The 23,357-nt window shown below is 62.7% G+C and carries 21 protein-coding genes and 2 riboswitches; of the genes, 13 read left to right on the top strand and 8 right to left on the bottom strand.

The window, feature by feature from the left end:
• Positions 1 to 32: 32 nt before the first annotated feature.
• The 5 genes from biuH to R8871_RS16395 are packed head-to-tail and all read left to right on the top strand — an operon-like array spanning position 33 to position 4,272.
• Positions 33 to 767, top strand: a complete 735-nt coding sequence (gene biuH / locus R8871_RS16415) for a biuret amidohydrolase (RefSeq protein WP_175051395.1) — start codon at positions 33 to 35, stop codon at positions 765 to 767.
• Positions 768 to 770: 3 nt separating this feature from the next.
• Positions 771 to 2,408: an ABC transporter ATP-binding protein gene (locus R8871_RS16410; RefSeq protein WP_175051394.1), complete on the top strand. Its 1,638-nt coding sequence runs from the start codon at positions 771 to 773 to the stop codon at positions 2,406 to 2,408.
• Positions 2,405 to 3,100 carry a cysteine hydrolase family protein gene (locus tag R8871_RS16405; RefSeq protein ID WP_175051393.1) on the top strand — a complete coding sequence of 232 codons (696 nt, stop codon included), beginning with the start codon at positions 2,405 to 2,407 and terminating at the stop codon, positions 3,098 to 3,100. The genes R8871_RS16410 and R8871_RS16405 overlap by 4 nt, the downstream gene beginning before the upstream one ends.
• Positions 3,091 to 3,477: an oxalurate catabolism protein HpxZ gene (gene hpxZ / locus R8871_RS16400; protein ID WP_175051392.1), complete on the top strand. Its 387-nt coding sequence runs from the start codon at positions 3,091 to 3,093 to the stop codon at positions 3,475 to 3,477. Before R8871_RS16405 ends, hpxZ begins: the two co-directional genes overlap by 10 nt.
• A gap of 36 nt (positions 3,478 to 3,513) precedes the next feature.
• Positions 3,514 to 4,272 (top strand): GntR family transcriptional regulator, encoded by a 759-nt coding sequence (locus tag R8871_RS16395; RefSeq protein ID WP_175051391.1) that lies wholly within the window; start codon positions 3,514 to 3,516, stop codon positions 4,270 to 4,272.
• A gap of 41 nt (positions 4,273 to 4,313) precedes the next feature.
• Here R8871_RS16395 and R8871_RS16390 read toward each other — a convergent pair whose 3' ends face one another.
• The 4 genes from R8871_RS16390 to R8871_RS16375 are packed head-to-tail and all read right to left on the bottom strand — an operon-like array spanning position 4,314 to position 8,695.
• On the bottom strand, positions 4,314 to 5,423 hold the full coding sequence (locus tag R8871_RS16390) for an alkene reductase (protein WP_175051390.1): 1,110 nt from the start codon (positions 5,421 to 5,423) through the stop codon (positions 4,314 to 4,316).
• A 45-nt stretch (positions 5,424 to 5,468) separates the two neighbouring features.
• Positions 5,469 to 6,335 (bottom strand): aldo/keto reductase, encoded by an 867-nt coding sequence (locus R8871_RS16385; RefSeq protein WP_175051389.1) that lies wholly within the window; start codon positions 6,333 to 6,335, stop codon positions 5,469 to 5,471.
• Positions 6,336 to 6,343: 8 nt separating this feature from the next.
• A complete protein-coding gene (locus R8871_RS16380; RefSeq protein ID WP_175051388.1) occupies positions 6,344 to 7,564 on the bottom strand; it encodes an MFS transporter in 1,221 nt (406 codons plus the stop codon).
• A gap of 12 nt (positions 7,565 to 7,576) precedes the next feature.
• Positions 7,577 to 8,695, bottom strand: a complete 1,119-nt coding sequence (locus tag R8871_RS16375; protein WP_175051387.1) for an alkene reductase — start codon at positions 8,693 to 8,695, stop codon at positions 7,577 to 7,579.
• Positions 8,696 to 8,908: 213 nt separating this feature from the next.
• Between R8871_RS16375 and R8871_RS16370 the strand changes: the two genes are divergently transcribed.
• The 3 genes from R8871_RS16370 (at position 8,909) to R8871_RS16360 (ending at position 11,904) form a co-directional block, all read left to right on the top strand.
• Complete coding sequence (locus R8871_RS16370; RefSeq protein ID WP_175051386.1) at positions 8,909 to 9,793, top strand: LysR substrate-binding domain-containing protein; 885 nt, start codon at positions 8,909 to 8,911, stop codon at positions 9,791 to 9,793.
• Between the two features lie 154 nt (positions 9,794 to 9,947).
• Positions 9,948 to 11,084 carry a Gfo/Idh/MocA family protein gene (locus R8871_RS16365; RefSeq protein WP_281370234.1) on the top strand — a complete coding sequence of 379 codons (1,137 nt, stop codon included), beginning with the start codon at positions 9,948 to 9,950 and terminating at the stop codon, positions 11,082 to 11,084.
• A gap of 70 nt (positions 11,085 to 11,154) precedes the next feature.
• The gene (locus R8871_RS16360; protein ID WP_175051385.1) at positions 11,155 to 11,904 is read left to right on the top strand and encodes an SDR family NAD(P)-dependent oxidoreductase; all 750 of its coding nucleotides are present in this window, start codon (positions 11,155 to 11,157) and stop codon (positions 11,902 to 11,904) included.
• 42 nt (positions 11,905 to 11,946) lie between these two features.
• Here R8871_RS16360 and R8871_RS16355 read toward each other — a convergent pair whose 3' ends face one another.
• The 4 genes from R8871_RS16355 to R8871_RS16340 form a co-directional block, all read right to left on the bottom strand.
• Positions 11,947 to 12,990, bottom strand: a complete 1,044-nt coding sequence (locus tag R8871_RS16355; RefSeq protein ID WP_028194510.1) for a rod shape-determining protein — start codon at positions 12,988 to 12,990, stop codon at positions 11,947 to 11,949.
• A gap of 120 nt (positions 12,991 to 13,110) precedes the next feature.
• The gene (locus R8871_RS16350; protein ID WP_246287600.1) at positions 13,111 to 13,596 is read right to left on the bottom strand and encodes a hypothetical protein; all 486 of its coding nucleotides are present in this window, start codon (positions 13,594 to 13,596) and stop codon (positions 13,111 to 13,113) included.
• A 38-nt stretch (positions 13,597 to 13,634) separates the two neighbouring features.
• A complete protein-coding gene (locus tag R8871_RS16345) occupies positions 13,635 to 14,678 on the bottom strand; it encodes an ABC transporter substrate-binding protein (RefSeq protein ID WP_175051384.1) in 1,044 nt (347 codons plus the stop codon).
• Between the two features lie 173 nt (positions 14,679 to 14,851).
• Positions 14,852 to 14,985, bottom strand: a riboswitch (guanidine-I (ykkC/yxkD leader).
• Between the two features lie 117 nt (positions 14,986 to 15,102).
• Complete coding sequence (locus R8871_RS16340; RefSeq protein ID WP_175051383.1) at positions 15,103 to 15,471, bottom strand: helix-turn-helix domain-containing protein; 369 nt, start codon at positions 15,469 to 15,471, stop codon at positions 15,103 to 15,105.
• A gap of 156 nt (positions 15,472 to 15,627) precedes the next feature.
• Here R8871_RS16340 and R8871_RS16335 point away from each other — a divergent pair, with 156 nt between their 5' ends.
• From R8871_RS16335 to uca, 5 genes are all read left to right on the top strand, one after another.
• Positions 15,628 to 16,566: a sugar phosphate isomerase/epimerase family protein gene (locus R8871_RS16335; protein WP_175051382.1), complete on the top strand. Its 939-nt coding sequence runs from the start codon at positions 15,628 to 15,630 to the stop codon at positions 16,564 to 16,566.
• Between the two features lie 9 nt (positions 16,567 to 16,575).
• Positions 16,576 to 17,634 (top strand): isopenicillin N synthase family dioxygenase, encoded by a 1,059-nt coding sequence (locus tag R8871_RS16330; RefSeq protein WP_175051381.1) that lies wholly within the window; start codon positions 16,576 to 16,578, stop codon positions 17,632 to 17,634.
• 435 nt (positions 17,635 to 18,069) lie between these two features.
• A riboswitch (guanidine-I (ykkC/yxkD leader) is annotated at positions 18,070 to 18,227 on the top strand.
• Positions 18,228 to 18,284: 57 nt separating this feature from the next.
• Positions 18,285 to 19,040 carry an urea amidolyase associated protein UAAP1 gene (locus R8871_RS16325; RefSeq protein ID WP_175051380.1) on the top strand — a complete coding sequence of 252 codons (756 nt, stop codon included), beginning with the start codon at positions 18,285 to 18,287 and terminating at the stop codon, positions 19,038 to 19,040.
• A gap of 11 nt (positions 19,041 to 19,051) precedes the next feature.
• Entirely contained in the window at positions 19,052 to 19,708 is a 657-nt protein-coding gene (locus R8871_RS16320) for an urea amidolyase associated protein UAAP2 (RefSeq protein WP_175051379.1), read from the top strand.
• Complete coding sequence (gene uca, locus R8871_RS16315) at positions 19,705 to 23,328, top strand: urea carboxylase (RefSeq protein ID WP_175051378.1); 3,624 nt, start codon at positions 19,705 to 19,707, stop codon at positions 23,326 to 23,328. The genes R8871_RS16320 and uca overlap by 4 nt, the downstream gene beginning before the upstream one ends.
• The last annotated feature ends 29 nt before the right edge of the window (positions 23,329 to 23,357 follow it).

Here is a 23,357-nt window from a genome sequence, read left to right as displayed (position 1 = left end):
CCCCGCCAGGACCTAACAAGGATCTCACCGCCATGAACCGATTCATCGAAGCGAAACCCTACCCGTGGCCGTACGACGGCGACCTGCGCCCGGACAACACGGCGCTCGTGATCATCGACATGCAGACGGATTTCTGCGGCCACGGCGGCTATGTCGACAAAATGGGCTATGACCTGTCGCTGACGCGCGCGCCGATCGAACCAATCAAAAGCGTGCTGAAACCGATGCGCGAACTGGGTTTCACGATCATTCACACGCGTGAAGGGCATCGCCCGGACCTCTCCGACCTGCCCGCGAATAAACGCTGGCGCAGCCGGCGTGCGGGCACCGACGGCGTAGGCATCGGCGACGACGGCCCCTGCGGCAAGATCCTCGTGCGCGGCGAACCGGGCTGGGACATCATCGACGAACTGAAGCCGCTGCCAGGCGAGATCATTATCGACAAACCCGGCAAGGGCTCCTTCTGCGCGACGGATCTCGAACTGATCCTGCGCACGCGCGGCATCGTCAATCTGGTGCTGAGCGGCATCACCACCGACGTCTGCGTCCACACGACGATGCGCGAAGCCAACGATCGCGGTTTCGAATGCACAGTGCTGGCCGATTGCTGCGGCGCGACCGACAAGGGCAATCACGACGCCGCGTTGCACATGATCACCATGCAAGGCGGCGTGTTCGGCACGGTGTCGGATTCGCACGCGCTGCTGGCTACGCTACTGGCCAGGACGGCTGCGCCAACAGCGGCGCTCGCCACTTCAGGCAGATAAATCATGACCACGGCGCCGAAGGCATTGGGTGTGGAAGTGCTGAACGCAAGCAAATCGTTCGGCGCGTTTCGCGCATTGGATAGCGTCTCGATCAAGGTCAAGGCCGGCACGATTCACGCGCTGCTCGGCGAGAACGGGGCGGGCAAGAGCACGCTCGTGAAGGGACTGGTCGGCTACGGCGTGCTCGACGACGGGCAGATCGTCGCCGACGATCGTGAAGTCCACATCGCATCGCCGCGCGATGCACAGGCGCTCGGCATCGGCATGGTGTATCAGCATTTCACGCTGGCGTCCGGCCTCTCAGTCGAAGAAAACCTGTTGCTTGCGCGCGGGCGTATGCCGTGGAAAATCGACTGGAAAGGCGAGCGCGCTGCGCTTGCTGCGTTCATGCAGCGCATGCCGTTTCGCTTGCCGCTCGACGCACCGGTGGCCATGCTTGCCGCCGGTGAAAAGCAGAAACTCGAGATTCTGAAACAGCTTTATTTGCAGCAGCGCTTTCTGATTCTCGACGAACCCACTTCGGTACTGACACCACAAGAAGCGGACGAAGTGCTCGGCCTGATGCGCGATCTGACGTCGCGAGGCGAGTTGACGGTGCTGATGATCACGCACAAGTTCCGCGAAGTGATGGCCTATGCCGACGACGTCACCGTGTTGCGCAAGGGCAAGCAAGTCGGCACGAGCGCGGTTGCCAACACCAGCCGCGACGAACTCGCAGCATGGATGATGGGCACCGTCGCCACCCATGCGCCGAACGACGTTTCCTTGAAGGACGAAGCGCCGGTGCTGGCCGCGGTGAGCGTGGAACGCCTGCCGCGCAGACCCGTCGACGACACGGCGCAAGTGCGTCTCGCGCTGCGCGACGTTTCAGTCGAAGACGATCGCGGCCACACAGCAGTCAAGCACGCGACCCTGTCCGTGCGCGCGGGCGAAATCCTCGGGCTTGCGGGCGTTTCCGGCAACGGGCAGAAAGAACTGGTGGAAGCGCTGGTCGGTCAACGTCGCGTGAAAACCGGCGACATGGAGGTGGCAGGCAAGGCCTATCATGCAACGCGCGAGGAGATGACCCAAAGGCGCGTGTTCGCGATTCCCGAGGAGCCGCTGAAAAACGCCTGCGTCGCTGCGATGAGCGTGGCGCAGAATCTCGCGCTGCGCGATTTCGATCGCGAGCCGTTGCGGCGCGGCGGCTGGTGGCTCGACCGGCGCGCCGTGCGTGAGCGCGCCGCGCAACTGATCGCCGAGTTCAACGTGCGTCCGCCGCTACCCGAACGAACCATCGGCACGCTGTCGGGCGGCAATGTGCAGCGCGCGGTGCTGGCGCGCGAACTCGGACAACCGGTGGATGTGCTGATCGTCGCGAATCCTGTGTTCGGTCTGGATTTCGCGTCGGTCGCCGATATCCATGCACGTTTGATGGCCGCGCGCGATGCCGGCGCGGCGGTGTTGCTGGTTAGCGAAGACCTCGACGAACTGCTCGAACTGGCGGACCGCATCGTGGTGATCGCGGAAGGCAAGCTGGTATTCGAGACGCCGGCGGCGCGCGCGGATCGGGCCGTGCTCGGTCAGCATATGGCAGGGCACGGCGACACTCCGGCGCATCGCACCGTGCCCGCAGAAAGAATGAAGGAAGCCATCGGATGACACAGCCAACCCCGTTGACGATCGACGCCCAACCGGCCCCCTTCACATTGGACCCCGCGAAAACCGCGCTGGTCGTGATCGACATGCAGCGCGATTTCATCGAACCGGGCGGCTTCGGCGAATCGCTTGGCAACGACGTGTCGCTGCTGGCTGAGATCGTGCCGACTGTCGTGGCGTTGCTGGCTTTCGCGCGCAGGCATCAATGGCTCGTGGTGCACACGCGTGAATCGCATGCGGCGGATCTGTCGGACTGCCCGCCGGCGAAACGGCTCAGAGGCGCGCCCAATGCCCGCATCGGCGATGCGGGACCTATGGGGCGCATCCTGATTCGCGGCGAGCCCGGCAATGCGATCATCGAGCCGCTCGCGCCGCTTGCCGGCGAACTCGTGATCGACAAACCCGGCAAAGGCGCGTTCTACGCCACACGCCTCGGCGAAGAGCTTGCGATGCGCAGCGTCACGCATCTCGTGTTCGCTGGTGTGACCACTGAAGTGTGCGTGCAGACCTCGATGCGTGAAGCCAACGACCGCGGCTACGACAGTCTGCTGATCGAAGACGCAACCGCGAGCTATTTCCCCGCGTTCAAGCAGGCGACGCTCGAGATGGTGCGCTCGCAAGGCGGTATTGTCGGCTGGACTGCGCCGCTCTCTTCATTGACGAAACTCGACGAGACGATCCCGGCATGGAGATAAATCAACCCGAAGTGGTCGCTCAAGTGCAGGCAGCCTTTATCGAATACGAGCGGGCGCTGGTCGACAACGATGTCGCGGCAATGAACGCGCTTTTCTGGCACACGCCGGAGACGGTCCGCTATGGCATCGCCGAAATCCAGCATGGCGGCGAAGCGATCCGCGCATGGCGCGAAACCTGCGAGCCGGTGCCGAAGTCGCGCAAACTGCATCGCACTGTGGTGACGACGTTCGGCATCGACTTCGCCACGGTCAGCACTGAATTCACCAGCGATGCAACGCCTTTGATCGGCCGTCAGATGCAGACATGGGCGAGGCTAAGTCCCGCCGACGGCTGGAAGATCGTCGCGGCTCACGTCAGCCTTATCGCCATGCCATGAAACGCCGATAATAAGAAAAAAGGGGATGTGGCATCAATGAACGACGATACGACGAATCTGCTCGAGACTCCCGCAGCGCCTGACACGCCAGGCATGCCTGCCGTTCCAGCCGCCGCCAATCCGCTCGCCGAGCAGGTGTACCAGCAATTGAAGAACGATATCTTCAGCTTCCGCCTGTTTCCCGGCGACCGGTTTTCCGAAAACGGCATCGCGCAGCACTATGGCGTGTCGCGCACGCCGATGCGCGACGGCCTGTTTCGTTTGCAGCGCGAGGGCTATCTGGAAGTCGGCTTCCGGCGAGGCTGGAAAGTCTCGCCGATCAATTTCGACCAGCTCGATCAGCTCTACGATCTGCGCATCGTGCTGGAGGTGGCGGCCGTCGAACGCGTGGGGGCGGGCGGCGATGTCGCGCATGCGGCCGTCGAAGCGTTAAAGGCGATATGGTGCGTCGAGCCCGAATTGCGCGAGAGCGATCCGGTGAAGATGTTCGGCATGGACGAGAACTTCCACCGTCAACTGGTCGCGGCGACCGGCAACGCAGAGATGCTGCGTGTGCATAACGAGGTGACCGAGCGCATCCGCATCGTGCGTCGACTGGACTTCCTCAAACCGCACCGCACGAGCGCCACCTACGACGAGCATTCCACCATGCTGAACCTGATCGAACGCAACCGGGTGACGGAGGCGATCATCCTGCTGCGCGCGCATATCACGCAGAGCAAGCTGGAAGTGCGCAAGATCACACTTTCCATGCTGGCCGCCGCGCGCGATAGCAAGTTGCCGTTTGTGTCATGAGTGTCGTGAGTGGCCTCAGTAAATAGCAATCAACGCGGCCGTCAGGCAGAGCGCCTGTTTTCCTCGTCCTGGTAGCACGGGTAGTCGATGTAACCGACGTGCGTGCCTCCCCAGAACGCCGCGCGATCATAGGGGGTGAGCGGGAGCCCATGTTGCAAACGACGCGGCAGATCGGGATTCGATGTGAAATGCCGGCCAAATGCGACCAGGTCGGCATCACCCTTGTGCAGAATTTCTTCTGCGCTGTCGCCATTGAAGCCGCCTGCGGCAATGATCGGGCCATCGAAAACGCGGCGTAGCAGAGCGGCCGCCACGGGCTTCTGGTGTTCGTCGAGCGTTTCGACGCCTTTGACGCGCGGCTCGATAACGTGCAGATAGGCGAGGCCAAACCGGTTCAATTGCTCTGCCGCATAGGTAAAGGTTGCTTCGGGATTCGAGTCGGATATTGAACCCCACTGTCCGCTTGGCGATAAGCGCACGCCCACGCGGTTCGCGCCCCACACCGATACGAGAGCGGTAACGACTTCGATCAGGAAGCGCGCGCGTTTTTCGATGGTGCCGCCGTACGCATCCGTACGCTTGTTGGTGCCGTCCTGCAGGAACGTATCGGCCAGGTAGCCATTCGCCGAGTGCAGTTCAACCCCATCGAGACCAGCAGCCAATGCGCGCTCGGCGCTCTTCCGGTAATACTCGATCACGGTCTGGATTTCGGCGACATCGATCGCGCGGTGCATCGAGACCGGCACCCAGCCGTTCTGCGTCAACGCTTCGCCTTCGAACGGCACTTCCGACGGCGCGATCGGCGCCGCGCCGCCTGTCAGGTCGACGTGCGACTGGCGTCCGTCGTGCCCCAACTGCATGAAGATGCGGCCGCCCTTTGCATGAACGGCGTCCGCGATTTTCCGCCAGCCCGCGATGTGTGAGTCTTCATAGATGCCAGGTGCACCGAGGTAGCCGCGGCTGTCGTAGGACACATGTGTCGATTCCGTGATGATGAGGCCACCGTCGGAAGCGCGTTGGCTGTAGTACTCCAGCATCATCTCGCTGGGACTGTCGTCGCTGTTTGCGCGAAGGCGCGTGGTGGGTGCGTGCACCACGCGGTGATTCAATGTGTAAGGGCCGAGTTGAAGCGGCGAGAAGAGTCTGGTCATCGTCAATCCTTGATGAATGTCGAGTGCAATTGGCGTCGCGCTGAATTAGCGCTGCTGCCGTTGTGAGGTAGCGCGATCCAGCTCGCAAAATTCGCGGTCGGACAAGGTGATCGCGCCGGCTGCCACGTTCTCTTCCAGATGCGCGACGCGGGAGGTCCCCGGTATCGGCAGGATCACGGGACTGCGCTGCAATAGCCACGCGAGGGCGATCTGTCCAACGCTCGCCTGATGGTTGCGCGCAATGGTGTCGAGTAACGAGCCGGGGCGGGTCAGCTCGCCGGCGGCCAGCGGAAACCACGGGATAAAGCCAATGCCGTGAGCCGTGCAGTAATCCAGCACGTCTTCACTGCCGCGGTCACCGAGGTTGAAGCGGTTTTGCACGGTCGCCACCTTGAAATGTTTCGATGCCGCCTTGATGTCGGCCACCGAAACTTCACTCAGGCCGGCGTGACGGATCACGCCGCTGTCGATCAGGTGACGCACGGCGCCAAACTGCTCATCGCGCGGCACCACTGGGTCGATGCGATGCAACTGCCACAGACCGATCTGTTCGATACCGAGCCGCTGCAGGCTGCCGTGCGCTTGCTGAATCAGGTACTCAGGCCGGCCGTGCGGGGTCCACTGGTTCGGACCTGCGCGCGCGAATCCCGCCTTGGTCGCCACGAGCATCCCGGCGCCATATGGGTGCAGCGCTTCGCGGATCAACTCCTCCGAGACGTTCGGTCCATACGAGTCCGCCGTGTCGATGAAATTCACCCCGAGTTCGGGCAGACGGCGCAGCACGCGAATGGCTTCGGTACGATCGGTGGGCGTGCCCCAGATGCCCGGGCCGGTGATTCGCATTGCGCCAAAGCCTAGCCGGCGGATTTCAGCATCGCCGCCAATTTTGAAAGTACGGCGAGAGATAGTCATGCTTCACCTCATGCGGCAGTGACCGCACCGTTTTGCGCCCGAACCAGGTGCTTGCCGATGCTGGCGGTCAGGATCAGCGCCGCGACTTCGCAGAGCGCGGCGGTCCAACCGAGGTTGTTCACCGAGGTGAAACCCAAGGTCAGGGAGCCGAGTGCGGCGCCGAGCGAAAACCCGAGATACATGAACGAGGCGTTCAATGACAGGGCAATCGGCGTGCCGCGCAACCCGGCGAGATTGATCAGTCCTGCTTGCTGGGCAGGGTAGAAAGACCAGTGAGCAACGCCCCAGGCCACGACACCGATCAGAACGGGCACCAGCGCCAGCGTCACTGGCAGCCAATGCGCGCTCGCCGACATGAGGGAGAACGCGAGAATCGACACGCTCAGGCAGGGAATGATCACGCGGCTGGGACCGAGGCGATCCACCGCCTTGCCGCCGATGAACACGCCGATCGCTGCCGCAACGCCCCACGTGAACAGCACGTAGCCGATTTGCGCACCGTGCAACGGCGTGGTCTTCGCAACGAACAGCGCCAGGTACGTATAGACCGTGTAGGCGCCCATCGCCCAAAGCGTGGTGACGAGCAGGGTCATCAGGATGACCGGCTGACGCGCAACCTGAATACGCTCGCGCAGCGTGGCAACCGGCAATCCTGCGCCGATGCTCCGTGGCAGGCCGAGCAGCAAACCTGCCGTAGCCGCAGCGGATAGGGCGGCGACGCCCGCAAAGGTCATGCGCCAGCCAAGCCGGTCACCGACGAATGCGCCCAGCGGCACACCAAATGCAACCGCGATCGTGATCCCGCCGTTGACGATAGCGAGCGCCGTGCCGCGCCTCTGCGGGCCAGCGATGGCGCCGGCCAGCGCGTTGGCGCCGGGCACATACAGACCGGCGGCCGCGGCGAGCAGGATGCGGGCCGCCATCAATTCCCAATAGTTATGGGCAGCCCAGGCGATAAGATTCGCCACCGTGAAGGCAGAGAGCGACAGGATCATCAGCGTGCGCCGATGGAACGCGCCGGTCAGTGCCGTCAGAACGGGCGAGCTAAGTGCGTAGGCTAAGGCGAACACCGTGACGAGCTGGCCTGTAGCGACAATGCTGGTATGCAGGTCCGTGGCAATGTCGGGCAACAGGCCGGCAATCATGAAACTCTCGGTGCCGACCGCGAATGTCCCTAACGCCAGCCAGTAGAGTGGCGCAAGAGAAGTTGGCTGGGTGGTGCTGTTCATCGTGTGCTCCGCTTACGCTGCAACAGCGTCCGTGGTTTCGGTGCTGTAGAACGGGTAGTCGGTATAGCCGACATCGGTGCCGCCAAAGAAGGTGGGGCGGTCATATGGATTCAGCGGCAGTTGAAGGCGCAGGCGTTCGGGCAGATCCGGGTTGGCGATGAAGTCACGGCCAAATGCGACCAGGTCGGCGTCGCCTGCCTGCAGGACGGCTTCGGCGCTAGCGGCCTTGAAGCCGCCCGCGGCGATGATGACGCCCTTGTAGTGCTTGCGGATCAGTTGCGCGGCGACCGGGTTCGGGTCCTTGCTGTCGTCGTCGACGTTGCCCAGCACGCGCGGCTCGATCAGGTGCAGATAGGCGAGGTTCAGTTTCGCCAGTTCCTGCGCGACGTAGCTAAAGAGTCCTTCCGGATTGCTGTCCGACATATCGCCCCACGTGCCGCTCGGGCCGAGGCGCACAGCCACGCGGTCGCTGCTCCACACCGAGATGACGGCACGGGTGGCTTCGATCAGGAAGCGGGCGCGGTTTTCGAACGAGCCGCCGTAGATGTCGGTGCGCTTGTTGCTGCCGTCCTGCAGGAATTGATCGAACAGGTAGCCATTGGCGGCGTGCAGTTCGACGCCGTCGAAGCCGGCTTCCTTGCCGCGAATCGCCGCGGTACGAAAGCTCTCCACCAGTCCGGCGATCTCGGAGATGGTCAGCGCGCGACTCGGCGTGTTCGGGATCCAGCCCGCTTCGGTGTAGGCAACGCCGCCATGCTGCACGGCAGAAGGCGCAACCGGCTCCACGCCGCCAGGCTGCAACTGGCTGTTGGACTGGCGCCCGGCGTGATACAGCTGCAGGAAGATGCGGCCGCCTTTGGCATGCACGGCGTCTGTCACCTGCTTCCAGCCGGCGATCTGGCTATCGTCGTAGAGACCCGGCGCGCCGAGGTAGCCGTTGCCGTTGGGTGCGGCGATGGTGGCTTCGCCGATCAGGAAACCGCCTTCCGAGGCGCGCTGCGCATAGTACTGGGCCATCAAGGGGCCGGGCTTGGCGCCTTCTTCGGCGCGCATGCGGGTGAGCGGCGCCAGCACCACACGATGGGAAAATTCGTAAGGACCGACTTTGACTGCGGAATGGAGCTTGGACATGATTTCCTCGAGATTGAGTGGCTGGTGACTTTCAATCAACAGCGGGCTTTCGACCTTGAGGAGCAGTGTATGGACAGACGGAGATAAGAAAAATAGGCTAAGGTTCCGAATATATCGGACATAAAAGTCCGCAATTGAGTCGTCACCGGGTCTCGAACGCTCGCCTGCGTCGACCGGCCGGCGCAAATCGGCCTCGGGCCTCGGGAAGCGGCAATGGACAGCCTCAGCGGTATTTCGGTCTTTGTGCAGGTGGCGGAAACGCGCAGCTTTACCGAGGCGGGCCGGCTGCTTGGCGTATCGTCTTCGGCGGTCGGCAAAAGCGTTGCGCGTACCGAGCAGCGCCTCGGCGTGCGGCTCTTTCACCGCAGCACGCGCAGCATCACGCTGACGGCCGAAGGCGCGTTGTTCCTCGAACGATGCCGGCGCATCCTCGGCGAGCTCGAAGCGGCGGAGGCCGAACTGTCCGACGCCGCCGGCAGTCCACGCGGCAGGCTGCGGATCAGTACGCCGCAACTGTCCGAGCTGATCATGCCGGCGCTGGACGGCTTCATGCTGCAATACCCGGATATCGAACTCGAGGTCGATCTCTCCGATCGCATGGTGGACATCATCGAAGAAGGCTTCGACGCAGTGATACGCACGGGTGAGCAGCACGATTCGAGGCTGGTGTCGCGGCGCCTCGGTTCCTGCGGGCAGGTGCTGGTCGCTTCGCCCGGCTATCTGGAGAAGTACGGCGTACCCAGGCATCCGTCCGAACTCGTGCAGCATGCCTGTCTGCTACATAAATTTCCCGCCAGCGGCAAACTGGAACGCTGGCCGTTCCAGCTCGCTGCGTCGGAAGCGGAGCCGGAGTTGCCGCAAACCTTCGTCGCCAACACGATTGAGGTGCTGGGCTTTCTGGCGCTTCGGAACAAGGGGCTTGCCTTCGTGCCGACCTTCCTTGTGCGCGATGCGCTGGCGAGCGGCGCGTTACAGATCGTGCTCGACGATTTTATCGACCAGACCGTCACCTTCTGGATCTTATGGCCGGCAAGCCGCTACGCGTCGCCGAAGCTGCGCGTCTTTATCGACTACGTTAGCCAGAATCTGCAGATCTGATAGCGCCAGCAAAGAATCGTCCGGGAGTCGCAATATCGGACTCAAGTGTCCTGAATGATCGGATTCACAGCCCGTTTATCTTCAATCGCCTGAACTCTACTATTCGCCTGTCGCTGGGCAGATTGGCTGCGCAGCCTCGATCTGGAGAGTTCTTGTGAACAGTATCGTCAGGCGAGCTACAGGCTCCGGCAAAATCAGGGTAGGCGTTGTTGGGCTAGGCAACTGGTCGGAATATGGACACGTGCCTTCACTGAAACTGCTGCCGGAATACGAACTGACGGCGGTATATAGCCGTAGCGCGGAAAAGGCGGCAGCGCTGGTCGCGCGTCATGGATTCAAGTACGCGGCAGCCTCGTTGCAGGAACTGGTATCGCATCCGGAAGTCGATCTCGTGCTCGTATTGACGCCCGCGTTCCAGCACGAAGAGGGCATCCGCGCGGCCATCGGGGCCGCTAAGGACGTCTACTGCGAATGGCCGCTGACGCCGAGTACAGCGTTGTCGAAGGAGTTGCTCGCGTTGGCTGACAAGGCGGGCGTGCGCACCATCGTCGGCCTGCAACGACGCCTCAATCCCGGCTACCGCTATGTACGCGATCTGCTGGAGCAGGGCGAAATTGGCGAAGTGCGTTCGGTGCGCCTGCACGTGAGCGTCGAATACTTCCAGCGCGAACGGCCCGCTTCGCTGTACTTCACGATCCCCGAAGAGAATTTCTCCAGTCTGCTGTCGATCTACGGCGGCCACTTCCTCGACGCCTTGTTCACGACGATGGTTGGCTATCCGCAGAGCTTGTCGGCGCTGACCGTCAACCAGTTCAAGGAAGTCACGCTGATCGAAACCGGCGAAACATTGCCGCATACGAGTGCCGACCAGGTCGTGCTGGCAGGGACTTTCGCCAATGGCGCCGTGCTGACAGTCCATATCGAGGCGGGAAAGCGCAACAACTTCGGTATGCAACTCGACGTGACAGGCAGCAAGGGCGACCTGAAAATCTGGAATACCACCAGCTTTGGCGACGCCTTCAACCGCTTCGAAATCGCGCGCGGCGACCGCCAGCCGCTGACTCAACTGACGATTCCTGCGGAATATGACTGGCTGCCGCCAAGCGAACTTGGCGCGAGTGTGCTGGAATTGGCGAACCTGTACGCCGCCCATGCACGCGACGTCAAGACCGGTTCAACGCTTGCGCCCACTTTCGCGGACGCGATCCGGATGCATGAGCTGATGGACCAGATCGCAGAGTCGAATCGCACGGGCCAGCGTGTCCCGCTTTCGTTCAGCACGCCTGGTTAAGCGGGGCGGCCGGTTTCAGTCTCTGAGCGGCTCTGTCGTCCGCTTTCGCAAACTTCATCGAGGAAACGCAATGTCTACCCATCCCGTCGTTCTGATCACTGGCGCGTTGACAGGCATCGGCCGCGCCACCGCGCTGGCTTTTGCCCGTGAAGGCGCCCATGTCGTCGTCTCCGGACGTCGCGCGGACCAAGGCCAGAAGCTGGCTGAAGAGCTTCGCACACTCGGCGCGCAAGCCGAGTTCATCCAGTCCGACGTCCGGTTCGAAAACGAGGTGCGCGAGCTCGTCGACAAGACTGTTACGCGCTTTGGCCGGCTCGACGTCGCGGTCAATTCCGCGGGTACCGAAGGCCAGAACGGGCCGGTAACGGAGCGCACCCCTGAGGGCTATGCGGCCGTATTCGATACCAATGTGCTCGGCACGTTGCTCAGCATGAAGCACGAGATGCGCGTGATGCTGGCGCAGGGCAGCGGCAGCATCGTCAATATTTCATCGACGATGGGTTCGCGCGGCGCGGCGAACGCATCGCTTTACGTGGCAAGCAAGCACGCGGTGGAAGGTCTGACCAAATCGGCGGCGATCGAAGGTGCCGCGTCAGGCGTACGCGTCAACGCCATCGCGCCGGGTCCGGTCGAGACCGCGATGCTCGAGCGGCTAACCGGCACCGCCGAGCGAAAAGCCGCTTTTCTCACGAACGTTCCGCTCAGGCGCGCGGGAACGCCCGAAGAGATCGCCGACGCGATCGTGTTCGTCGCGTCTGACAAGGCGAGCTTTATCACGGGCGAAATCATCCGGGTCAACGGCGGGAAAACGGCCTCGTAGGCCGTCGTTCGCGAGCCGGGGCTTACGCGCACTTACTCGTACTTACTCGTAAGAGAAGGCCCCGCCGAACTTGTCCATCCGCTCCAGCGCCATGCCCGAGCCGCGCACCACGCAGGTCAACGGCGCTTCGGCGACGAACACCGGCAGCCCGGTTTCTTCCGCGAGCAGGCGGTCGAGATCGCGCAGCAGCGCACCGCCGCCCGCGAGCATGATGCCGCGCTCGGCGATGTCGGCGCCCAGTTCCGGCGGTGTCTGTTCCAGCGCGATCTTCACTGCGGAGACGATCTGGTTCAGCGGATCGGTGAGCGCTTCGAGAATCTCGTTGCTGGACACCGTGAAGCTGCGCGGAATGCCTTCGGACATATTGCGGCCCTTGACCTCCATCTCCTTGACTTCGGAGCCCGGAAACGCGGAGCCGATTTCCTTCTTGATGGCCTCGGCGGTCTGCTCGCCGATCAGCATCCCGTAGTTGCGGCGGATGTAGTTGACGATCGCGTCGTCGAACTTGTCGCCGCCTACGCGCACCGAGCCTTTATAGACGACACCGCCGAGCGAGATCACGCCCACTTCGGTCGTGCCGCCGCCAATATCGACCACCATCGAGCCGGTGGCTTCCGAAACAGGCAGGCCGGCGCCGGTCGCGGCCGCCATCGGCTCTTCGATCAGATAGACCTGCGAGGCGCCCGCGCTATGCGCGGCTTCCTTGATCGCGCGGCGCTCGACCTGAGTCGACCCGCAGGGGACGCAGATGATGATCCGCGGCGACGGCGCGAACATCCGCGACTCGTGCGCCATCTGGATGAAGCGCTTGATCATCTGCTGGGTGATGTTGAAGTCGGCGATCACGCCGTCTTTCATCGGGCGGATCGCCTCGATATTGCCCGGCACCTTGCCGAGCATCTGTTTCGCTTCCTTGCCGACGGCCAGAATGATCTTCTTACCGTTCGGGCCGCCTTCCTGACGAATCGAGACCACCGAGGGTTCGTCCAGCACGATGCCCTTGCCACGCATATAGATCAGCGTGTTCGACGTGCCGAGGTCGATTGCCAGGTCGTTGGAAAAATAGCCACGCAAAAAACCGAACATGCAAATTCCTGTCTCGCTGATGCCGGGCGCGTGAACGCGCCGCTTGGGATGCCGCCCGGAGGCGGCAGGCGACCGGGTGATGGCCGGAGAGAGGGAAGAATAACAGCTTCGGGCGCCGGGCTACTTCGGCGGGCGTGCGCGCAGCAGATTGTCGGCCTGCCATTTGATGCGGTCGCAGTTGCTTTTGACCCGCACTGCGAATTCCGGTGGGGAGTTGAGTTGCAGCGAGCGCATCTGGATCGCATCGCTATCGCCGCGCTGCCAACCCGCCTGCCAGCGCGTATCGAACTGGCTGGCTTCAGTGAGGATCTTCCTGAGTTTGTCCTTGTATTCGACCACGTCCTGCTCGGAACCTCCGCAGAATTCCCTGGCAAAGCGGGCACGCTGGCCCGCGGCTTCCGCGCTGGCGTTGTCGCTATCTTCGCTGGCGAATACGGGTCGTGGATGGGCCAGCAGCAGAAGCGACAAAAGCAGCGCCAGTATGGGCGCCAGCGCGAGCAGGGCGTGATAGCGAGACTGTTTTTTATACACGATTGCCTCCTGGTGGCCGTCCTCCGGCGCCGCAAAGAAGCGCTTGTGTGCAGCGACGGAGCGTGCTGCCCCCATATTACCGTGTATAGCTATAGACGCCCGGCTGGCGCTACTTACGGCGCATTGGTCAGCGCCGGATCGAGATAGGCGCTCACGTTCTGCGATTGCTTGTAGACCGCGTTGCGTACATTGAACTTGTCCGCGTTCACGCTCGAACCGTAGACCGAGTCCAGCCCGTCACCCTTGACGAAGGCCTTTCTCGCCGCCGCTGCGTCGAGCAGGTGCGTGCCTTTCAGCAACGGCAGATACTGGGCCGGCGTCAGGCCGACGCGCGCGGACATGATCTTGACGGCATCCGGTTGCGTCTTCGGATCGTTGATGTAGGCCACGCAGCGATACCAGACCTTGATCACCTTGGCCCAGTCGGCTTTGCGTGACTGCAGACTGACCGGATTGACCGTGATCGCGTCGTAGATCAGGCCCGGCGCGTCGGCCGAGGTGAAGATCGGACGTGAACCCGGCACACGCTTGAGTGCTTCGCCCGCGTTCGGTTGCCATGCGCCGACCGCGGCGACATCGCCGGACGACGCCAGCACTTGCGGCAACTCGTTCGTCTTCGCGTTGACGAGTGTGATGTCCGATTCCTTGAGCGCGTGCTTTTCGAGCGCCGTGTCCAGCAGCAGGTGATCGACCAGACCCATTTCGACACCGACCTTCTTGCCCTTGAGTCCCGCCACGGTACGAATGGGCGGCTTGGCCACGATCATGTCGTTGCCGCTCGAGTAGTCGGTCAGAAGGATCATCACGTTTTTGGCGCCGCTTGCGCCGGTGACCAGCGCATCGCCGTTGGTCGCGCCGACTGCGTCGAGCTTGCCGGCGGAGAACGCGTCGAGCGAGGCCGAGTAGTCGAACCATTGGAAATTGACATCCACGCCGGCTTCCTTGAACCAGCCTTTGTCGATGGCAATCTGGAACGCGACGAAGCCGGGCCAGTCGCTATAGCCGATGGCGAGGGGCGTGGCCGCTTGTGCAGGCGCGGCGGCGAAGCCGATAGCAACTGCAGCGGCAGCGCAGGCGATCGCGCCACGCACGCGGCGCGACGAGGCCAGGCTGTTCAGTAAGGTGAGGGACGTACGGGCGGATTCGAAGCGTTTCATCGTTTTCTCCAGGAGACCGGTCAATTGCGATTGTTGAGTTGGATCGCGCGGCGACTGCGCGATAAAACAACGTGACCGGTTCCCGCGAGAATCCGAATGATGCGGACACTGCGCGAAAACTGCGGGAGACAAACGCCGGCCACGGAGAGGCACGATAGGCATCGCTATCGCCAATCTCCCGGGCTTTTGTCCCGCCGTGTAGTGCGGCCAGCTCGTTCCCGGATCAAGTCCGGATCGAACGAACGGGTGCACCGGGCTGCTCTCGGACCAGACATTCTCGCGAACCGGAACCCTAGCATCCCTAAGATGCGACGCTGCCGCACCTCTCGGAATTTAATCTAGCGAGAAATATGCCAGCCGGATTGCGCGATGCGCCGAGATGCCTGTTATGCGAATGCCTCAACGTAGACATGACGCTAAAGGCTCAATCCAGGGTGGCAAAACGCTGATGCACATAGGCGAGAAACTGCTCCAGACGTTCCTCGATCGAGACCGCGAGACTGACCCGTTTGATGCGGCGATCCGCCTCTGAACCCGTCTCCAGCAGCCAGCCGGCGTCGATCAGTTCCTGCACGTAGCGCACCGCCGTGCGGCGGCTCACGCCAGGCATGAACTCGTAGAGCGCCGTCTTGGCGAAGTCATCTTCCGGCTCCACCCACATCCGGCAAAACAGATCGCTGTAGTTGAGATCGTTCAGCCCCAGGTCGCCGAAATGCGAGGACCATTGCCAGTCCATGTCGAGAATGGCGCGCGCGACGGCTTGCCCCTTGTGACGCGCAAGTTTCTTCTTCATCGATTCACCACGAGGAGGAGGGGTGCACAGTTTAAGTGCTAATCGCGCCGGAAATCGGGCGCGCCGGAATTATGCATGGCGAGGTCGAGATATTTTATTGGCGAAGGAATTTCGTGTGTACCATTGCATGCAATTTTGCATGCACTTGGAGCGGCGATGAAATTCGAACTGTTCAAGACGTTCTGGGGATTCGATGGCGGTCCGCACGATGCGGCGCCACTGGTACGCGCCGCCGGGTTCGACGGTATCGAAGCGCCCGTTCCGGCCGATGGAGTTGAGCGTGAAGCGTTTGCGCAGGCAATTGCGGATGAACGTCTCGAGTTCATCGCGGAAATTACGACTGCGGGCAGTTATGTGCCGGAACGGTCCGCCACACCCGCGGACCACCTGCGCGACTTCGAAGAAAAGATCGCGTGGGGCAAGCCGCTCAAGCCACGCTTTTTCAATGTGATGGCGGGGTGCGACGCATGGCCGGCCGCCACCCAGGTGGATTTCTTCGCGCGCGCAGTGGAGATTGCCGCGAAGCACGAGGTGACCTGCAGCTTCGAGACGCACCGCGGCCGCTCGTTCTACAACCCGTGGATTACCCGCGACGTCGCGCGTGCTGTGCCGGACCTCAGGCTGACTTGCGATTTCAGCCATTGGGTGTCGGTGTGTGAGCGTCTGCTCGACGGCGAGTGGGAGACGATTCTTGAGCTTGCGCCGCATGCGCACCATCTGCACGGGCGTGTTGGCTATCCGCAAGGTCCGCAGGTTCCGCATCCGGCTGCACCCGAATACGCGGACTGCCTCGCCTCGCACCAGCGGATCTGGGAGGCGTTGTGGAGCGCACAGATCGAGAAGGGCTATACGACAACGACGATGACACCCGAATTCGGCCCCGACGGTTATCTGCACACTTTGCCGTTCACGAATGCGCCGGTGGCCGATCTGTGGGAGATCAATACGTGGATGGGGCGTGAGGAGCGACGTCACATCGCGGCGTTTCTCGCCGGACGCGAGGCGCGTGGCGGCCTGCAAGCCGAATCGCAAACGAACCTGCCCGCGCAAACGCATTCGCCGATTCAATCGCCCGCTGAACCACTGCACGCATAGGCCAAACTCATGAGCCAATCCCACACCTGTTTCGACCGTTTACCGGTTGTCGACGTCAGCGGCCTCTTTAGCGACGACCCGGACCAGCGTCTTGCAACTGCACGCGAACTCGACCGCGCGGCGCGTGACGCGGGCTTTTTCTATGTCACTGGCCATCAGATCTCACGCGCACAGCAAGCGGCGCTCATAGAACAGGCCAAGCAGTTTTTCGCCGCCCCCGACGATTGGAAAATGCGCTACTACATCGGCAAATCGATTGCGCATCGCGGCTATGTACCCGAAGGCGAAGAGGTTTTTGCAGGCGGCAAGCGCGACAGGAAGGAAGGCTTCGACACGGGCCGGGAGTTGCCGCTCGACGACCCGGATGTCCAGGCCGGCACGCCGATGCTCGGGCCGAATATGTGGCCCGAGCAGCCGGGCTTTCGTGAAGCCGTCAGCGGCTATTACGAGGCGGCGTTCGCGCTCGGCCGCGCGTTGTTCCGTGGCTTCTCGCTCGCACTCGGCTTGCCGGAGACGCATTTCGACAGCTACTTGCAGAAGCCCCCGAGTCAATTGCGCCTGCTTCACTATCCCTTCGACCCGTCCGCGGAAGACCGGCCGGGCATCGGCGCGCACACGGACTACGAGTGCTTCACGATCCTGCTGCCGACAGCCCCCGGCCTCGAAGTGATGAACGGCGAAGGTGAGTGGATCGACGCGCCACCGGTCGACAACGCATTCGTCGTGAACATCGGCGACATGCTGGAGGTGTGGACGGGTGGCACGTATGTGGCGACGTCACATCGCGTGCGCAAGGTGAGGGAAGAGCGCTATTCGTTTCCGCTCTTTTTTGCCTGCGACTACCCCACCGTGGTCGCGCCACTGCGGCAGTTCGCGACACCCGAAGCGGTAGCGAAATACCCGCCGGTTTCAGCGGGCGATCATCTGTTTGCGCAGACGGCGCAGAGTTTTACCTATTTGAAGCAGCGTCTCGAACGCGGTGAGTTGACGCTGCCGGAGGGATCGAAGGGGTTGGCGAGCTTTGGGCAACAGGCTCGTTATGCGGGCACCGAGCAGGATGTTGTCTAGCAGGAACCGCCTGCACTAGAACTACGCCGCCGCCTCGTCTACGAGCGGCGCCGTTGCTTTTGCAATTCGATGAAACGTGCCGACATCAGCGTGTAGAGCGTGCGGCGAAGCGTGGCAAGCGTGAGCATGGTCAGATGAGGGAATGGTGAGTGTGGCGTAATAGCTTGCACACACCGTGCCATCGTGCCGAGCGCCTACACATCGTCAGACACGTGATTACGCAGCCCAATCATGGTGCTTCACGCATTTAACTGGTGCCGATTTGCCATCAGCCGTGGTGCGTGTGCCATCACGCCAATGAACCTCTGCATGCTGCATTGAGCCGCCAATACCATTCAAACCCTTGCGCACAATGCGCCGGCGGCATCAGCCACATCACGCTGGCACGCAACTCGCTTAGCTATGCAGCGAGAGGTGCGAAGTAATTTGCATCATCTTCAGGATCGCTAGGGTTCCGGTCGTATCGCGTTAGAGGCTTCCAGAAGGCTTAAAAGCGCGCACACGATGTCTGGTCCGAGAGCAATCCGGTCTTGCCGTTCACCTTCTTTCAAGGCGCCGGCGAGGCTCCACGGAGGGATAAAAGCCCGGGAGGTCGCGATGTCGGTCAATCGCCCTCTCATGCTTTTTCCCAACCGATACCTGGAGCCTCCATGTCGACGCAAATCTCAGTCGATCTCGCACCGATCCCGCATGTGTTGTGGGAAACCGTGATTCCTGCCGGCACGCATTGGTCCGGCGTGCTGCGCCGTGGCATGGCGCTGCGCATCGTCGATCCCGAGGGCGGCGCCAATCTGGCCGCCGTGTTCTACCGGCACGACGAACCGCTCGAACGCTACAACATGGCCGATACCTTGAAGGCGCAGCACACCGCGCATCTCACGCGCGGCCACGTGCTCTATTCGGATATGGGCCGCGTGATGGCGTCGATCACCGCCGATACGCTCGGCTGGCACGATCCGCTGGGCGGCCTCGGCGACGCCGAACTGTTCGCCGACAAATACGGTGCGGCGCGCTATCAGCAACATCGCAATGCGATGGTCCGCAACGGCCGCGACAGCCTGTTGCTCGAACTGGCCAAGCACGGTCTGGGCACGCGCGATCTCGTCGCCAATATCAACTTTTTCAGCAAGCTCGCGATCGGTGAAGATGGCTCGCTCGACTTCGTAGCGGGACATTCCGCTGCCGGCGCCGCCTTCGATCTGCGTTTCGAAATGGACACGCTCGCCGCGTTTTCGAGCGCACCGCATCCATTGAACCCTTCCTCCGAATACGAACCGGGCCCCGTCAAGCTGATCGCGTATCGCGCGTACGCCGCCGACGCCTCCGTACCGGCCGACGATCCTTGCCGCGCCGCCTGCCCAGAGAACGGGCGCGGCTTCGTCAACACCGATCGTCTGTTCGTTTAAGGAGACCCGCGATGCCTATCATTGAAAGCAAACTCGACATCCGTCACGCGGTCTACGACCTCACGCTGCCGTCAGGCGAGCCGTGGCTGCATGAAATCAAACGCGGCCAGCTGTTCCGCATTCTCGACCTGGAAGGCAATCAGGCCGTCGACACGCTGTTCTATAACAGCGGCGATCCGCTCGAACGCTACAGCGCGCAGGACACGATTCGCGCGCAACGCAATCTCTATCTGTCCGCGGGCAGCGTGCTGATGTCGAACCTGGGCAAGCCGATGCTGACCATTGTCGCGGACACCTGCGGTCGCCACGATACGCTCGGCGGCGCCTGCGCCGCAGAGAGCAACACAGTGCGTTACGCGCTCGACAAACGCTATATGCACAGCTGCCGCGACAGTTTCCTACATGCGATTACGCATTGCACTTGCGGCGTTGGCACGCAACTCACCAAGCGCGACATCGTCAGCAATATCAACTTTTTCATGAACGTGCCGGTGACACCGCTCGGCAAACTGACTTTCGAAGACGGCATCTCGGCACCGGGCAAATATGTCGAAATGCGCGCCGAGATGGACGTGACGGTACTGATCTCGAACTGTCCGCAGTTGAACAATCCGTGCAACGGCTACAACCCTACGCCCGTGCGGCTGACAATCTGGGACGCCCAATGACATTCGATAAAGTCCTGATTGCCAATCGCGGTGAAATTGCCTGCCGCGTGATTCGCACGCTTAAACGCCTCGGCATTGCGTCGGTGGCAGTCTATTCAGAGGCCGATCGCCATGCCATGCACGTGATGCTCGCCGACGAAGCGGTCTGCATCGGCCCGGCGGTGGCGGCCGCCAGCTATCTGAATAGCGCGGCGATTCTCGAAGCGGTGCGTGCGACCGGCGCGAACGCCGTACATCCCGGCTACGGTTTTCTCTCGGAAAATGCGGCTTTCGCGCAGGCATGCGAAGACGCGGGCGTCCGTTTTATCGGGCCACGCCCCGCGCAGATGCGCGAATTCGGCCTGAAGCACACCGCACGCGAGCTGGCACGAGCGAACGACGTGGCGCTGCTCCCCGGCACCGGTTTACTGCCTGACGTGACTACCGCGCTAGGTGCGGCCGAGTCGATCGGCTATCCCGTGATGCTGAAAAGCACCGCAGGCGGCGGCGGCATCGGCATGTCGCTGTGCCGCGATGCGGGGCAACTGGAGAGCGTGTTCGCATCGGTTGCGCGGCTTGGCGAGGCTAACTTCGCGAACGCGGGCGTCTACATTGAGAAATTCGTCGAGAACGCGCGTCACATCGAAGTACAGATTTTCGGCGACGGCCAGGGCGGCGTGATCGCGCTCGGCGAACGCGACTGCTCGGTGCAGCGCCGCAATCAGAAAGTGATCGAGGAGACGCCCGCGCCGGGTTTGACCCACGCAGAACGCACGGCATTGCACGCAAGCGCCGTGCGCCTCGCGCAGGCCGTGAAATATGAATCCGCCGGCACGGTCGAATTCGTATTCGACGCTGATACGCGGCACTTCTATTTCCTCGAGGTGAACACGCGGCTGCAGGTCGAACATTGCGTCACGGAGGAGGTGACGGGCGTCGACCTGGTCGAGTGGATGATCCGTCAGGCTGAGGGCGCGCTTGCGCCGCTCGACACGCTGGCTCCGACGCCCAGTGGTGCGAGCATCCAGGTCCGCTTATACGCTGAAGATCCCCACAAACAGTTTCAGCCGAGCGCGGGCGTGCTGACCCACGTCGCTTTCGCCGCCGATGCGCGGGTCGACACCTGGGTCGACGCCGGCACCGAAGTCAGCGCGTTCTACGACCCGCTGCTCGCGAAGATCATCGTCAAGGGCGCAACACGCGATGCCGCACTCGCCGCCATGCGCGCCGCGTTGGCGCAAACCCAGCTTTACGGCATCGAGACGAACCTCGACTATCTGCGCGCCATCGCCGGTTCGGCGACCTTCGCACGCGGCGAGCAAACCACCGCCTTCCTCACGCGCTTCATGTTCGCGCCGCACACCATCGACGTGCTCGACGGCGGCGTGCAGACCACCGTGCAGCAGACGCCGGGACGGGTTGGTTACTGGGACATCGGCGTGCCGCCGTCGGGCCCCATGGACGATCTGTCGTTCCGGCTCGCCAATGAACTGCTCGGCAATCCGGCCGACGCGGCGGGACTCGAATGCGCGATGGTCGGCGCGACGCTGCGCTTTAACACCGCGACGCTGTTCGTGCTGGGCGGCGCGCCGCTCGCCGCCACACTCGACGGCCAGCCGGTCACGCTCTGGCAGGTCACGCGGGCACCGGCGGGCTCGGTGCTCAAGCTCGGCGGCGTGACCGGTGCGGGCATGCGTGCCTGTCTCGCGCTCAAGGGCGGCTTGCAGGTGCCGGATTATCTTGGCAGCAAGGCCACCTTCACGCTGGGCCAGTTCGGCGGCCACGCGGGGCGCGCCTTGCGCAAGGGCGACGTGCTGCATCTTGCCGCCGACGCAGGGCGCGGCGAACCTGGTGCGCAACTCGATCCGGCGCGTGTGCCGACGCTGACGCACGATTGGACCCTCAGTGTGCTCGACGGTCCCCACGGTGCGCCGGACTTCTTCACGCACGACGACATTGCGATGCTGTACGGCACGCGCTGGACGGTTCACTACAACTCCAGCCGCACAGGAGTCCGCCTGATCGGCCCGAAGCCACAATGGGCGCGTACGGACGGCGGCGAGGCCGGGCTGCATCCGTCGAATATTCACGACAACGCGTATGCGGTCGGCGCGGTCGATTTCACGGGCGACATGCCGGTGATTCTCGGCCCGGACGGTCCGAGCCTTGGAGGCTTTGTCTGTCCGGTGACGGTTGTGGGCGATGAACTATGGAAGCTCGGGCAACTTCGGCCGGGGGATACGGTGCGGTTCGAACCGGTGCGCTTGCAAACGTCGTTGACGGCGTCGGCAGCAACCGAAGCAACCGCGGCGACGATGGACCGCAACACTCACGACTGCATTCTCTACAGCGATCCATCAGCGGGTGAGGGCACAGGCGTGGTCTACCGCCGCTCCGGCGATCAGAACGTGCTGGTCGAATACGGCCCGCTCATGCTGGACCTGAACCTGCGTTTTCGCGTGCATGCGTTGATGAACTGGCTCGATGCACACCGGCTGCCCGGCATCGTCGATCTCACGCCGGGCATTCGCTCGCTGCAGGTGCATTTCGATCCGCGCACGCTGTCGCACGACACCTTGCTCGCGCATCTTCAGCAGGCCGAGCGCGAACTGCCCGCCGTCGACGAGATGCGCGTGCCGAACCGCATCGTGCATCTGCCGCTGTCGTGGGACGACCCGTCGACGCGAATCGCGATCGAACGCTATATGCAATCGGTGCGGCCCGATGCGCCCTGGTGTCCGAGCAATATCGAGTTCATTCGCCGCATCAACGGTCTGGATAGTATCGACGACGTGAAGCGCATCGTGTTCGACGCGCGTTACCTGGTTATGGGCCTCGGCGACGTCTATCTCGGCGCGCCGGTGGCGACGCCGCTCGATCCGCGTCACCGGCTCGTCACGACCAAATACAACCCGGCGCGCACCTGGACGCCGGAAAACGCGGTCGGGATCGGCGGCGCCTATCTGTGCGTGTATGGCATGGAAGGGCCGGGCGGCTATCAGTTCGTGGGCCGCACCGTGCAGATGTGGAACCGCTATCGCACCACGCGCGAATTCGAAGCCGGCAAGCCGTGGTTATTGCGGTTTTTCGACGAGATTCGCTTCTACGAAGTCAGCGAGGCCGAGCTGGCTGAGCTGCGCGCCGACTTCATTGCGGGTCGCACGAGTCTGAAAATCGAGGAATCGGTCTTCGACCTCGGCGCGTACAACCGCTTCCTGAACGATGAAGCCGAATCGATCTCCGCGTTCAAGCGCCTGCAACAGGCAGCGTTCGACGAAGAGCGCGAACGCTGGAATGCCGCGGGCCACGCCGAGTATGTCGGCGAGTCGGGTAGTGGTGCGGGTTCGGCCACCGGCAACGGGGCGGACGACGCACTGGCGGCCGGTCAGCAGAGCATCGTCGCCGATGTCTCGGGCAGCGTCTGGAAACTGCTCGTCAGCGAAGGCGAGCGTGTGAGCGAAGGCCAGGTGGTGGCAATCGTCGAATCGATGAAGATGGAAGTGTCCGTTGCCGTCACCGAAGACGGTGTGATCGAAACGATCGATTGTGCGACCGGTGCGGCGGTTGTCGCGGGTCAGCGTTTGATGGTGCTGCGTGCCGACGTGGCGGCCGGGACCACCAAGGAGGCGACGTGCAAATGAAGCAAGCCGACGAACTGTTCAAATCGATG

The organism is Paraburkholderia sediminicola, from assembly GCF_902859805.1.
Classification (GTDB): domain Bacteria; phylum Pseudomonadota; class Gammaproteobacteria; order Burkholderiales; family Burkholderiaceae; genus Paraburkholderia; species Paraburkholderia sediminicola.
Note: the sequence above shows the minus strand (reverse complement) of the source record. Positions and strands in the feature narration are given on the sequence as shown.